The following is a 13,782-nucleotide window of genomic DNA, read 5'->3' as shown; positions in this document are numbered from 1 at the left end:
GCTCAGCGTCCCCAGGCGGAGCACGGCAGACCGCCCGGCCATGCGCCGGCAGCCGTCCCCCACTGCCCAGAACACTACGCCCCACCACTGACAACGCCCCGGAACAGCGACCCGCCCAGCGACTTCACGTCCAGAGAATTCACGGCCAGCGGCCGCGCGTCCACCTCACCAGACGCTCAGACATCCCTCGCGCGTTCCGTTCCCGCCGGAATCGCCTCCACGAGGAGGACCCGTCCGGCAGGGACGTCAGGAGCGTTCCGTGACCACCGCGGCCTGCGGGCGGATCGGCAGGCGGTTCACGGGGCGGCCCGTGGCGGCCCGTACGGCGGATGCGACGGCCGCCGGGGACGTCACGACCGGCACCGCGCTGACCGCCTTCGCGCCGAAGGGGGCGATGACGTCCCGTTCCTCGACCAGCTTGACGATGCGGATGTCCGGCGCGTCGAGGGCCGTCGGGAGGGCGTAGCCGGTCAGGTCCGGGTGGCGGATCAGGCCGCGTGGGGTGCGCAGGTTCTCGGTCAGGGCGATGCCCACGCCCTGCGTGACTCCCGCCTCGATGCGGGCGGCCAGCTGGGCCGGGTTCAGGATCCGCCCGACGTCCTGGGCGACCGCGAGTTCCACGACCCGTACGGAACCGATCTCGATGTCGACGTCCACCACCGCGCGGATCGCGCAGAAGGACATGCCCACGAAGGCGTCGCCCTGCCCGGCCTCGTTCAGGGGCTCGGTGGGGTGCGGGCGGCACTGGGCGGTGGCCCAGAGTTCCTTGCCGTCCAGCGCCTCGGTGACGGTCGTCGAGAGGACTCCGTCGTACGACGTGATCTTGCCGTCGTTGATCTGGAGCAGTTCCGTGGACATGCCGAACTTGTGGGCGAGCGGCTGGAGGAGCTGCGTGCGGACCATCTTGGCCGCGCGCTCCACCGCACCGCCCGACACCCAGGTGTGCCGGCCGTGGCAGGCCGCGCCCGCCGTGGGCTGGTCGGTGTCGACCGGCGCCACGTGCACCTCGTCGACGCCGAGCGTCTCCTGGACGATCTGCCGGGCCAGGGTCGTGAAGCCCTGGCCGGTCTCGACGGCCGCGCACAGCACCGTCGCGACCCCGTCCTGGACCTTGACGGTCGCCGTGGAGACCTCGTCCGTGCCCTCCGCGCCCAGCATGTGCACCATGCCCAGGCCGTAGCCCACGCCCCGGCGCACCGCGCCCGGTTCGCCCGCGCCCTCGGGGCCGCCGGGCAGCAGCCACTCGTCCTCGGGGGTGTCCTTGGGCAGCGGCGGCAGCGGGAAGTCCCGTACGGCCTGGAGCAGTTCGGCGACCGGGGCCGGGCAGGTCACCGTCTGACCGGTCGGCAGTACGTCGCCGGTCGCCATGGCGTTGCGCAGCCGCACCTCGGCCGGGTCGATGCCGAGCTTCTTGGCGATCTTGTCCATCTGCGCCTCGTAGGCGGCGCAGACCTGCATGGCGCCTTCGCCGCGTACATGGCCGGACGGGGGGTTGTTGGTGCGTACGGCCCAGCCCTCGATGAAGGCGTTCGGGACGACGTACGGGCCGCAGGCGAAGCCGACCGCGGCGGCGAGGGCCTCGGCGGAGCTGTCGGCGTAGGCGCCCGCGTCGAGCAGGATCTGCGCCTCGACCTTCACGAGCGTGCCCTCGGCGTCCGCGTGGTGGCGGTAGCGCAGGAGGGTGGGGTGCCGGTGGGCGTGGCCGAGGAAGGACTCCTCGCGCGTGGCCGTGAGCTTCACCGGGCAGCCGGTCCGCAGCGCCAGCAGGCCGAGCGGGAGCTGGAAGCCCTGGTCCTCGCGGTCGGCCGTGGCGCCGGGGACTCCGGTGACGACGACCTTGACGCGCTCGGGCTCCAGGCCGAAGGCGGCGGCGGCCGCGTCCCGGTCGGCGTGCGGGTCGGTGGAGGCGAGGTACAGCTCCACACCGCCGTCCGGGCGCGGTACGGCGAGGCCCGCCTCGGCGCCGATGGGCGCGGGGTCCTGGCGGCCGATGCGGTACAGGCCCTCGACGACGATCTCGCCGGCCGCGTCCGGGTCTCCGTGGTGCAGCGGGATGTGCCGGATCAGGTTGCCGTCGGGGTGCAGGGGCTCGGCCTCGAAGGCCTGCTCCGGGTCGGTCACCGGGTCGAGCGCCTCGTACTCGACGATGACGGCGGCGGCGGCCATGCGCGCGGTGTCCGGGTGATCGGCGGCGACGGCGGCGATGGGCTCGCCGTGGTGGCGTACGACCTCGGAGGCGAAGACCGGGCGGTCGGCCGTGCGGCGGCCGTGGAACGGGCTGCCGGGGATGTCCTCGTGGGTGACGACCGCGCGTACGCCGGGCATCTCGCGCGCGTGGGAGGTGTCGATCGACACGATGCGCGCGTGCGGGTGCGGTGAGCGCAGCACGGCCGCCCACAGCAGCCCTTCGGCCCACAGGTCGGCGGCGTACGGGAAGGTGCCCTCCGTCTTGGCGCGGGCGTCCGCGGCCGGAAGGGACACGCCGAGGCCGTGCGGCAGCGGCTCGGGGGCGGGGACGCCCTCGGAGGCCTGCGCGGTGGCTGATTCGTTGCTCACGCGGGGCCTCCGTCCTGGCCGTACGGCTGGTCGTGCGCGTCAGGGGAATGCGGGTCCGGGCCGTGCCCGTCCTGGCCGTGCGCGTCCGGGGGCGATCCGAAGGCCGACGGGTGGACGCCGCCGGCACCCGGGCCCGCCTGGCGCGGGATACGGGCCTCGTCACTGTCGCCCGCGGCGGGCCCGGCGTGTGTCTCGCGTTCGGCGACGACGTCCTTCACGGCGTCGACCACGCCCCGGTAGCCGGAGCAGCGGCACAGGTTGCCGCAGAGCGCCTGGCGGGTCTCCAGCTCGGTGGGCGCCGGGTTGCCCTCCAGGAGGTCGTGCACGGTCATCGCCATGCCCGGTACGCAGAAGCCGCACTGCACGGCGCCGCAGCGCGCGAGGGCCCGCTGTACGTCGGAGGGCTGCCCGTCCTCGGCCAGTCCCTCCACGGTGCGGACCTCGCTGCCGGCGGCGGTCACGGCGGGGACCAGGCAGGACGCGACGAGCCGCCCGTCGACCTGGACGTTGCACGCCCCGCACTCGCCCTGCGAGCACCCGTCCTTGGCACCGGCCAGTCCGAGCCGCTCCCGCAGCACGTACAGCAGGGACTCGCCGATCCACGCGTCGGTGACGGGGCGGTCGGTGCCGTTGACGCGCAGGACGAAGGAGGCGAGGGGGTGTTCCTCCTGCGGGAGGGCGGGTCCGTCCTGGGGTGCGCCGGCCTCGTCGTCCGGGGTGCCGGAGGGGTCCTCGGGTGCCGGGGCGTCCGGGGACTCGCCCTCGGCGGCCTCCGGTCCGGCGTCCGTGTCCGCGTCCGCCGTCTCGGGGAGGGGCACGGCGACCGGCTCGGCGGGACCGTCAGCGCCCTCTGCGGCGTCCGGGGCGTCCTCGGCGGGCCCGTCGGCCTCACCGGTCCCGGGAGCGGCCTGTGAGGCGTCCTGAACGGCCTCCGGGGGCGCGGGGGGTTCGGCGGCGTGTGCCTCGTACGGCTCGGAGGCCTCGGAGGGCGCGCGGTACTCGTCCGGGTGCCCGGCGGGGCCGGACGGTCCCGGTGCGTGGCCGGGTACGCCGGACGACTCGGCCGCGTGATCGGCGCTGTGATCGACACCGTGGTCGGCGAAGCCGGACGGCTCCGGCGCATGACCGAGCCCCCCGGGGTGAGGCGCGTTCGGGTCCGTCTCCTGCGGCAGGGGCCCGGCAGGCGGCTGCTCCGGTGCGTACGCGGAGGGCGCTCCGGCGAGTCCCCGCGGCCCGTGGCCGTGGTCGTGCTCGTGGTCCTGCGGGTAGCCCGGTCCGGCCTGTTCCTGGCCCGGCGCGTCCTGCGGGACCTGCTGGCCCCACGGCTCGCCCGGCGCCTGTGTCGCCCACGGCGCGGGCGCGCCGCCCGGGAGCGTGGCCGGCGGGTTGCCGCCGCCCCACTGCTCGACCAGCGAGGACGTGGTGAACTCGCCCGACTCGTCCGGAAGGTCGCCCCCGGCGACGGGGATGGACCACTGCCCGGTCACGTCATGGCCGGGCGCGGGCTCCGCCGCCGCGGCCTCCTCGAAGTTCCACTGCCCGGTGGCTCCCGGGTTGTACGTGAACCGGTCGTCCCCGCCGTGCTGCCCCGTCCCGGGGTCGGATCCGTACGGCGTACCGGAGCCGTAGGGCGCGTCGGAGCCGTACGGCGTGTCGGCTCCGTAGGGCTGCTCCGCGAGCTCGTGGCCCTGCTGCTGGTGTGCCGCGTGCGGGTCGTGCCACTGGGCGCCGTCGACGGGCGCTCCGGGCACGGGCCACGCGGCGGTGGCGGCCGGGTCGGTTCCGGCGGTCGTGGCGGGGTCGACCGTTATCTGCGGCGGTACGTAGCCGTGGCCGGGCGCGGCGAGGGGGCTGTCGGCGGCCAGCAGGGCGTCGATGCCGCCCTCGGGGAGCTCGACGAAGGCGGTGGCGCCGTCGTCGTACTCGCCCTGGGGCAGCGGGTCCCAGCGGCTGCCGCCCGGGGGTGTGCCCCGTCCGTGCTGGTCGTCGGTCACGACAGCGCCCTCCCCAGTGCTCGTCGGGCCAGCGCGGCGACGGTGCGCCGCAGGTGCAGTACGGCGGGCGGAAGCTGCGGTACGGAGCCGTCCTCGGCCGGGGCCGCGTCGGGGATGCAGGCCGCGGCGACGTACTCGCCGAAGGCGTTCAGCGCCTCCGGCACGATCGCGCGGTTGTTGTCCCAGTCGATGAGCCGGCCGACCCACTCCTCGGCCTCCAGGGGCCGCAGCGCCATCGGCGCTATGGCGCCCACCGCGCAGCGCACCCCCCGGCGCGCGGGGTCCAGGACCAGGGCCACGGACGCCACCGCGCGCCCGGGGCCGGTACGGCCGGTCGCCTTCAGGAAGACCTGGGGGGCGTGCAGCAGCGGCACGCGCACGTAGCCGATGAGTTCGCCGGCGCGCAGCATGTCCATCCCGGCCAGCAGGTGCGACACCGGGATCTCGCGGCGGACTCCGCCCGGGCCCGCGATGATCAGGGTCGCCTCCAGGGCGGCCAGGACCGGCAGCGCGTCACCGGTGGGGGCGGCGGAGGCGATGTTGCCGCCCAGGGTGCCCGCGTTGCGGATGTGCGGCGGGCCCGCGGCGCGCGCGGCGGCGGCGAGCGCCGGGATCAGGGCCGCGAAGTCGGGGCGTCCCATGCGCGCGTGGGTGAGGCCGGCGCCGAGCAGCGCGTGGCCGTCCTGGTACTGCCAGCCGCGGATCTCGCTGATCCGGCCGAGTCCCACCAGCGCGGCGGGCCTGAGCTGCCCGGAGTTGACGGAGGCCATCAGGTCGGTGCCGCCCGCGACGGGCACGGCGGCGGGCACGGCGGTGAGTGCCGCCACGGCCTCGTCCAGTGTTGTGGGCAGCGTGACGGCCTGCGCCGCCTGCGGTGCGTGCGTGGTCAAACCGGCTGCCCCTTCCCGCTGCCCCACCTGGTCCCACCTGTGCTGCCGTACGGTACGTGCTGACAGGGCGGACGTGGCAACTCTGGCACATCTTGGCGAGAGCCGAAGACACGGGTCCGCTAGGAGGCATTCGCCCACCTCATCGGGGAGATGGTCCGTTTTCGCACGGGTTCACCAGTGCGTGCCGATTGGCACTTTCGGTGACCCTTGTGCGCATTATCCGTGGCCTGTTCGAGCTGTTCGGTAGTCGCGGGACGTCCTAGCGGTGGGGCGGCGGGCCGTCGATCGGACGCCCCAGCACCCCGGGACGCCGCTGCCAGGGCAGCGGTCCGGTGGGGGGCCGGTAGGCGACGCCCAGGGCGTCGAGCCGCCGGTAGTGGGTGGTCATCCGCTGCTCGAAGCCGGTGAAGTCCCGTTCCGCCGGGGCGGGCAGCGCGCTCCAGGCGACCTCGGCGAAGGCCGCGAGCCGGGGGAACGCCTGGTAGTCCACGCGCGCGTGGTCCTCCATCACCTCGGTCCACAGGTTGGCCTGGGTGCCCAGCACGTGCCGGGCCTCCTCGGGCGTCAGCTCCGGCGGCACCGGCTCGAACCGGTAGACGTCCTCCAGGGTGCGCACCCACCCGATCGGTACCGGCTCGTCGGGGCCCGGGTCCTGACGGTGGTCCAGATACACCTGCTGCTCGGGGCACATGACGACGTCGTGGCCGGCCCGGGCGGCGGCGATGCCTCCGGCGTAGCCGCGCCAGGAGGAGACGGCCGCGCCCTTGGCCAGCCCGCCCTCCAGGATCTCGTCCCAGCCGATCAGCCGCCGTCCGCGCGCGGAGAGCCACGCGTCGAAGTGCCCGACGAACCAGGACTGGAGCTCGTCCTCGTCCGCGAGCCCGAGTTCCCTGATGCGCGCCTGGGCGGTCTCCGAGCTCCGCCACTGCTCCTTGGGGCATTCGTCGCCGCCGATGTGGACGAACTCCGACGGGAACAGCTCCAGGACTTCCTCGAAGACGCCCTCGTAGAAGCGCAGGGTGTTGTCAGTGGGGGCGAGTACGTTCGGGTTGATTCCCCAGGTGTCCCAGACGGAGAGGCTGTTGCCCCCCTCAATGGATGCAGCGATGACGTCGGTGTTGCCGAGTTCCGGGTACGCGGCGATGGCGGCCTGCGAGTGGCCGGGTACGTCGATTTCGGGGACGACGGTGATATGCCGCTCGGCGGCGTAGGCGACGATCTCCCGGATGTCGTCCCGGGTGTAGTAGCCGCCGTGCGGCTTCTCCTCCCACAGGGGTGAGGCGCGGTGGCCGGTTTTGGTACGGGCCCGCCAGGAGCCGATCTCCGTCAGCCGTGGATGCCGCTCGATCTCGATGCGCCAGCCCTGGTCGTCCGTCAGATGGAAGTGGAAGACGTTGAGTTTGTGCGCCGCCATCAGATCGAGGTAACGCAGGACGCCTTCCTTGGGCATGAAGTGCCGGGCGACGTCGAGCATCAGGCCGCGCCAGCGGAATCGGGGCGCGTCCTCGATCGTGAGGTGCGGCACGGACCGGGCGCGGTCGGGGCCGAGCGGGGCCCTGCGGTACGTGTCGGGGCCGAGGAGCTGGCGCAGCGTCTGGGCGCCCCAGAAGACACCGGCCGCGCTGCCGCCCTCGATGAGGACGCCGTCGGGGTCGCTGACGAGGCGGTACTCCTCGGGGCCGAGGTCGGGGTCGAGTCGGAGCCGGATGCCGTCGTCGCCGGGTTCGCACCCTTCGTGGAGCGGCAGGCCGGTGGCCTGCCCCAGGGCGGTGCGCAGCCAGTGGCCGACGCCCTCCGTCCCGGGGCCGGCGCGGAGCCGGGAGTGCGCCGTGAGCCGCACCTCACCGGTGCCGGAGCCGGGGCCGGGGCCGGTGACGACGCTGCGGGGTGCCGGAATCAGATCCATCACGTCAGTCCTTTACCGCCCCGCCCAGCCCCGACACGAGCCGCCGCTGCACGAGTACGAAGAAGACCAGGACCGGGATCGTCATCACCGTGGAGGCGGCCATGACGCCGCCCCAGTCCGGGTCGTCGGGCTTGTAGAAGACCAGCAGCGCCATGGGCAGCGTCGACTGGGAAGTGTCACTGATGATGAACGACTTGGCGAAGAGGAAGTCGTTCCAGGCGGAGATGAAGGAAAACACGCTGGTGGCCACGAGGCCCGGCAGGACGAGGGGGAAAAGGATCTGCCAGAGGAATCGCGCCCGGCTCGCCCCGTCGATGTACGCGGCCTCCTCCAGCGCCTCCGGAACGCCTTTCACGAACCCCCGCAGCATCCAGATCGCGAAGGGCAGCGAGAAGGCGATGTGCGGCAGGATCAGCGAACCGAGCGTGTTGAGCTGACCGAAGTCCCGCATGAGGAAGAAGAGGGGGATCGTGAGGGCTTCCACGGGCACCATCTGGGCCACCAGAAACATGATCAGCAGGGTGGTCCTCAGGCGGAAGCGGAATCGTGTCACGGCGGTCGCGGCGAGAAACGCGATCAGCGCGGAGGCGATCACGACACAGCTCGCGACGACGAGGCTGTTGAGGAAGTAACGGCCGAATTCCTGCTGCCCGAAGACGCGCCGGAAGGAATCCAGGGAGGGCGCGAGAGTCCACGGCCTGGGCTCGCTCGACTCGATCTCCCCGGCCGGTTTGAAGGCGCTGAGCACCATCCAGTAGAGGGGGAAGGCGACGACCACCGCGATCAGCAGGGCCGAGGCCTCGGCGGCCAGCCGTCCCGGGCGGCGGACACGGGCGCGTAGAAGATTCACAGTTCCTCTCCCTGCCGGCGCAGCAGCCGCAGGTACACCAGCGTGACGGCGAGCAGGATCAGCAGCATCACGACGCCGATCGCCGAGCCGAGGCTGTACTGCGAGGACGCGAACGCCTGTTGGTAGGCGTAGACGTTCAGGACCAGGTTCTGGCCCGCGATGCCGCCGCCGTTCGTCATGACGTAGATCTGCGTGAAGACCTTGAAGTCCCAGATGACCGACTGGATGGTGACGACGACCAGGATCGGGCGGAGCATCGGGGCGAGTACGGAGCGCCAGATCCGCCACTGCGAGGCGCCGTCCAGGGCGGCGGCCTCCAGGACCTCGGAGGGGACGGCGCGGATACCGGCGTACACGGTCACCATCACGAACGGGAAGGAGCACCACACCACTTCGAGCAGGACGAGGAAGAAGGCGCTGATACGGCCGTACGTCCAGGAGTGGTCGCCGAGTCCCAGCATCCGGTTGACCGGGCCGAAGTCCGGGTCGAAGAGGAACAGCCAGACGGTGGAGCCGGTGACGGCCGGGGTCGCCCACGCGCCCAGCGCGGCCAGCATCAGCGCGAGCCGCGGCAGGGCCCGTACGCGCGTGAGGAGCACGGCGAGGGCGCAGCCGACCGCGAGCGTGGAGACGACACAGGCCGCCGCGAACAGCACGGTGGCGAGCAGCACCTGCCAGAACTGCGGGTCCCCGAACAGCTCGGCATAGTTCCCGAACCCCTGGAACGTGGTCGGTTCGCCGCCGCTGACCTGGGCCTGGGTGTACTCGAAGAACGAGATCAGGCCGAGTTGATAGATCGGGTAGACGAGCAGCCCGCCGAGCACGAGGAGCGCGGGCGCGAGGTAGAGCCAGGGCGTCCAGCCGCCGGAGGCGCCGACGGATCTGCCGGGCGCGGCCCGTCGCGACCCCGGACGCCCGCTCCGCGCCCCGCCGGCGGCCTTGCCCGAAAGCCGGCGCGGCGAACCGCCGCCCTCCTCTGCGTGGGCCTCGCGGGAACGATCCCCGACCGACCCGGCCGGACCGCCGGGCGCTGCGGCGACGCTCGTGGAAGCGGGCGCGGCATGGCCGCCGGGCAGGTCGCGCGCGGCTCCCGCCGCGACCTTCCCGACAGGACCGCCCGCCGCCCCGGCAGTTCCCGCCAAGCCGGCACCAGGCGGATCGACCCCGGCGGTGTCGGTCCCGGCCAGGCCGGCTTCCGCCGATTCCCCACGGTCGTTCATCCGGGTCACCCGGCGGAGCCGAACGCGGTGTTCATCTTCTTCGCGGCGGCCTCGGAGGCGGCGGGGACGTCCTTCTTGCCCGCGATGACCTCCTGGAACATCGTCGGCAGGACGAGTGAGGAGTCGATCTGGGCCCAGGCGGGTGAGGCGGGGACGAACTTGGTGCCGGCCGAGAGGGTCTGGACGAAGGGCTTCACGAACGGCTCCTCGGTCGCGACCTGCTGGCGTACGTCCGTGAAGGTCGGCAGGAAGCCCATCGCGCCGAAGAGCTCGGTCTGGGTCTTCTTCGAGGCGAGCTGTTCCATCAGCTCGACGGCGAGCGTGCGGTGCGAGGTGCTCTTCAGGACGCCGATGTTGTTGCCGCCGGCGAAGGCAGGCGCGATCGAGCCGGACTTCACACCCGGCAGGGGGACGACGGCGTACTTGCCCTTGACCTTCCCGGCCTCGACGGCGGTGTGGCTGAAGTCGCCGCCGATCGCCATCCCGGCCTTCCCGGCGGCGAAGGCGGAGACCGTGTCGTTGCCGCCCATGCCCGCGCACTTGGCGGCCGGGCAGTTGTCGTCGCCGAAGAGGGACGTGTACGCCTCGATGCCCTTCTGGGCCTCAGGGCTGTCGATGCCGGAGGCGTACGAGCCGCCCTTGCCGTTGGCGAGTTCACCGCCGTTGGCCCACACGAACGGCATCGCGCCGTAGGTGTAGGCGCCGCCGACGACGAGCCCGTAGAGGTCGGGCTTCGCGGCGCGGATCGCCCGGGCGGTGGAGGCCAGTTCGTCCATCGTCTTCGGGGGCTTCAGACCCAGTTCCTCGAAGACGTCCGTGCGGTAGTACAGGGCGCGGACGCCGACGTAGAACGGGGCGCCGTACATCTTGCCGTCCACCGTCACCGACTGCTTCGCGGTCGGGTCGGTGTCCTTCGCCTCGCTCCAGTCGCCGAAGTCCTTCGTGACGTCGAGGAGTCCGCCGTCCTTCACATAGCCGGCCGTGTCGGTGTTGCCGTACTCCATGACGTCCGGAGCGGAGGCGGGGTCGTTGAAGGCGGCCTTGACGCGCTGGGCGCGGGTCTCGATCGGGATGTACTCGACCTTGACCTCGGTGCCCTTGTGGGCCTTCTCGAAGTCGGCGACGACCGAGTCGACGACCTTCTCCTTGGGGGTGTTGCCGACCTCCTGGAAGAGCCAGACACGCAGCGCGCCGGTCTTCTCGTCCTTGTCGGAGGAGGAGTTACCGGAGGTCTGGGGCGCGCAGGCGGTGGCCAGCAGGGCGGCGATCGCCGTGAGCCCGGCAAAACGGACGGACAGCTTCATGAAGTGCTCCTCCGAGGGGGTGTTGCAACATGCGCAATGAAGGTTTCGCTGTGCACAACACATCGGAGGCTAGGGACTGCATGAACACGACCACAAGAGGTCTCAACCACTCTGTGACCGGCGGAAGCACCCCGCGCAACGCCCGGACAGCGCAAAAGCCTCCAGGGCACGCAAAACGCACCCTGGAGGCCTTGGGATCACACGGGCCGGGCGCCGACTACTTGTCGCCCTTGCCCTTGTCGTCGTCGCCGGAGCCCATGGACTCGTAGATCTCCTTGCACATGGGACACACGGGGTACTTCTTCGGGTCGCGGCCCGGCACCCACACCTTGCCGCACAGCGCCACGACGGGGGTGCCGTCGAGGGCGCTCGCCATGATCTTGTCCTTCTGGACGTAATGGGCGAAGCGCTCGTGGTCACCGTCACCGTGCGAGGTCTGCGGCGTCGGCTCTACGAGGGTCCCCGTACCAGTCCCGCGCTCGGGCTCGAGAGTGCTCATAGGCCCCAGGGTACTGAAGCTCACACGCATCAGTTGAGCGAAGGGTCGTCCGGATACGTCGCCACCATCGCCAGCTCGCCCCGCTGGCGGCGCAGCACGTCGCGCCAGAGCCGCTCGGGACACGGGGACGAGACATCGCCGGGCTCCGACTCCACGACGTACCACGCGCCGTCCACCAGCTCGTCCTCCAGCTGGCCCGGGCCCCAGCCGGCGTACCCGGCGAAGATCCGCAGGGAGCCGAGGGCCGAGGCCAGCAGCTGCGGCGGGGCCTCCAGATCGACCAGGCCGATCGCGCCGTGGACCCGGCGCCAGCCCAGCGGGCCCGCCTCCCCCGACGCTCCGCCGGGGACGACCGCGACCCCGAGGGCCGAGTCCAGCGAGACCGGACCGCCCTGGAAGACGACGCCCGGCTCGCCGGCGAGATCCCCCCAGCCCTCCAGGATGTCCTCCACGTCCACCGGGGTGGGACGGTTGAGGACGACACCGAGCGAGCCCTCCTCGTCGTGGTCGAGGAGCAGCACCACCGCGCGGTCGAAGTTCGGGTCCGCCAGGGCGGGGGTGGCCACGAGCAACCGCCCTGTGAGCGAGGACACCTCGGTCATGCCAGACATGATCCCGCATCTTCCCTCCGCGTGGGGAGGCAATGAGGGGACACGAGGGAACGCAGCTCAGGGCGCGCTGAAGCAGTACACGCGCACGAAAGTGACCGTGACCCCATGTGCCCGGCACGGAACCGTTCGTGTTGTGACAGAGCTATGACGTGTCTGGGTCTGACTCAGGCTTACAGAAGGGGGGTGGTGGGCGATTACCCTTTCCCTTCTGGCCCCTGCCCGACTCCACGGAACGCGAGATTCATGACCGTCAACGACGATGTCCTGCTTGTCCACGGCGGAACCCCGCTGGAGGGCGAGATCCGTGTCCGCGGTGCGAAGAACCTCGTACCGAAGGCCATGGTGGCGGCGCTGCTGGGCAGCGCTCCGAGCCGGCTGCGCAATGTTCCGGACATCCGTGACGTCCGGGTCGTGCGGGGCCTGCTGCAGCTTCACGGTGTGACGGTCCGTCCGGGGGACGAGCCCGGCGAACTGGTGATGGACCCGACGCGCGTGGAGAGCGCCAACGTCGCTGACATCGATGCCCACGCCGGTTCGAGCCGCATCCCGATCCTGTTCTGCGGTCCGCTGCTGCACCGTCTCGGCCACGCCTTCATTCCCGGCCTCGGCGGCTGCGACATCGGCGGCCGGCCCATCGACTTCCACTTCGACGTGCTGCGGCAGTTCGGCGCGCGCATCGAGAAGCGGGAGGACGGGCAGTACCTGGAGGCGCCGCAGCGGCTGCGCGGTACGAAGATCCGGCTGCCGTACCCGTCCGTCGGCGCGACCGAGCAGGTGCTGCTGACGGCGGTCCTCGCGGAGGGCGTCACGGAGCTGTCCAACGCGGCCGTCGAGCCGGAGATCGAGGACCTGATCTGCGTTCTGCAGAAAATGGGCGCGATCATCGCGATGGACACCGACCGGACGATCCGCATCACCGGTGTGGACAAGCTCGGCGGCTACACCCACCACGCCCTGTCGGACCGGCTGGAGGCCGCGTCCTGGGCGTCGGCGGCGCTGGCGACCGAGGGCAACGTCTATGTCCGCGGCGCGCAGCAGCGCTCGATGATGACGTTCCTGAACACCTTCCGGAAGGTGGGCGGGGCGTTCGAGATCGACGACGAGGGCATCCGCTTCTGGCACCCCGGCGGGCAGCTCAAGTCCATCGCGCTGGAGACGGACGTCCACCCCGGCTTCCAGACCGACTGGCAGCAGCCGCTGGTGGTGGCCCTGACGCAGGCGACGGGCCTGTCCATCGTCCATGAGACGGTCTACGAGTCCCGCCTCGGCTTCACCTCCGCCCTGAACCAGATGGGCGCGCACATCCAGCTCTACCGTGAGTGCCTGGGCGGCTCCGACTGCCGCTTCGGTCAGCGCAACTTCCTCCACTCGGCGGTCGTCTCCGGCCCCACCAAGCTCCAGGGCGCCGACCTGGTCATCCCCGACCTCCGCGGCGGCTTCTCGTACCTCATCGCGGCCCTCGCCGCCCAGGGCACGTCCCGGGTCCACGGCATCGGCCTCATCAACCGCGGCTACGAGAACTTCATGGAGAAGCTGATGGAGCTCGGCGCAAAGGTCGAACTCCCGGGCAAGGCCCTGGGCTGACCCGACGCGGGCCTCATGCCCGCCTGACCGACGCCCGGGGGCATCACCCCGGGCGTCAGTCGTACGCGCGGGCAGCGCCCGTCCGGCCGGGGGTCCGGGGGTTGCCCCCGGGCAGGCACAGCATGGAGAAGCTGATGGAGCTCGGCGCAAAGGTCGAACTCCCGGGCAAGGCCCTGGGCTGACCCCACGCGGGCCTGAAGCCCGTACGACCAGACGCCCGGGGGCATCACCCCGGGCGTCAGTCGTACGCCGGGCCGGCGCAGCCGTAGAGCGCGCACTGATGCCAAAGGGGCGGCCACCCGAATCGGGTGGCCGCCCCTTTGGTTTCACTGTGCCTCGTACGCCGTCCGGGGCGTACGAAGAGCAGG

At 72.0% G+C, this 13,782-nt stretch carries 10 protein-coding genes; 1 reads left to right on the top strand and 9 read right to left on the bottom strand.

The features are described 5' to 3' along the window. Positions 1-246: 246 nt before the first annotated feature. The 9 genes from KJK29_RS23315 to KJK29_RS23275 form a co-directional block, all read right to left on the bottom strand. A complete protein-coding gene (locus tag KJK29_RS23315) occupies positions 247-2,556 on the bottom strand; it encodes a xanthine dehydrogenase family protein molybdopterin-binding subunit (protein WP_215121078.1) in 2,310 nt (769 codons plus the stop codon). Then, positions 2,553-4,550: a 2Fe-2S iron-sulfur cluster-binding protein gene (locus tag KJK29_RS23310; protein WP_215121077.1), complete on the bottom strand. Its 1,998-nt coding sequence runs from the start codon at positions 4,548-4,550 to the stop codon at positions 2,553-2,555. Before KJK29_RS23310 ends, KJK29_RS23315 begins: the two co-directional genes overlap by 4 nt. After that, positions 4,547-5,440 carry an FAD binding domain-containing protein gene (locus tag KJK29_RS23305; protein WP_215121076.1) on the bottom strand — a complete coding sequence of 298 codons (894 nt, stop codon included), beginning with the start codon at positions 5,438-5,440 and terminating at the stop codon, positions 4,547-4,549. The genes KJK29_RS23310 and KJK29_RS23305 overlap by 4 nt, the downstream gene beginning before the upstream one ends. Before the next feature lie 259 nt (positions 5,441-5,699). Then, positions 5,700-7,346, bottom strand: coding sequence for a beta-N-acetylhexosaminidase (locus KJK29_RS23300; protein ID WP_215121075.1), 1,647 nt, complete (start codon positions 7,344-7,346; stop codon positions 5,700-5,702). 4 nt (positions 7,347-7,350) lie between these two features. Further along, complete coding sequence (locus tag KJK29_RS23295; protein ID WP_193478365.1) at positions 7,351-8,196, bottom strand: carbohydrate ABC transporter permease; 846 nt, start codon at positions 8,194-8,196, stop codon at positions 7,351-7,353. Next, positions 8,193-9,020, bottom strand: coding sequence for a carbohydrate ABC transporter permease (locus tag KJK29_RS23290; protein ID WP_215124422.1), 828 nt, complete (start codon positions 9,018-9,020; stop codon positions 8,193-8,195). The genes KJK29_RS23295 and KJK29_RS23290 overlap by 4 nt, the downstream gene beginning before the upstream one ends. 401 nt (positions 9,021-9,421) lie before the next feature. Next, positions 9,422-10,720 (bottom strand): extracellular solute-binding protein, encoded by a 1,299-nt coding sequence (locus KJK29_RS23285; RefSeq protein ID WP_215121074.1) that lies wholly within the window; start codon positions 10,718-10,720, stop codon positions 9,422-9,424. Positions 10,721-10,937: 217 nt separating this feature from the next. Next, complete coding sequence (locus KJK29_RS23280) at positions 10,938-11,219, bottom strand: DUF3039 domain-containing protein (RefSeq protein WP_010039914.1); 282 nt, start codon at positions 11,217-11,219, stop codon at positions 10,938-10,940. A 29-nt stretch (positions 11,220-11,248) separates the two neighbouring features. Further along, entirely contained in the window at positions 11,249-11,821 is a 573-nt protein-coding gene (locus KJK29_RS23275; RefSeq protein ID WP_215121073.1) for a YqgE/AlgH family protein, read from the bottom strand. Positions 11,822-12,073: 252 nt separating this feature from the next. Here KJK29_RS23275 and murA point away from each other — a divergent pair, with 252 nt between their 5' ends. Continuing rightward, positions 12,074-13,414 carry a UDP-N-acetylglucosamine 1-carboxyvinyltransferase gene (gene murA / locus KJK29_RS23270; protein WP_215121072.1) on the top strand — a complete coding sequence of 447 codons (1,341 nt, stop codon included), beginning with the start codon at positions 12,074-12,076 and terminating at the stop codon, positions 13,412-13,414. Positions 13,415-13,782 lie beyond the last annotated feature (368 nt).

This window comes from Streptomyces koelreuteriae (assembly GCF_018604545.1).
Taxonomy (GTDB): Bacteria; Actinomycetota; Actinomycetes; order Streptomycetales; family Streptomycetaceae; genus Streptomyces; species Streptomyces koelreuteriae.
This window is presented reverse-complemented; position numbering and strand designations above follow the sequence as displayed.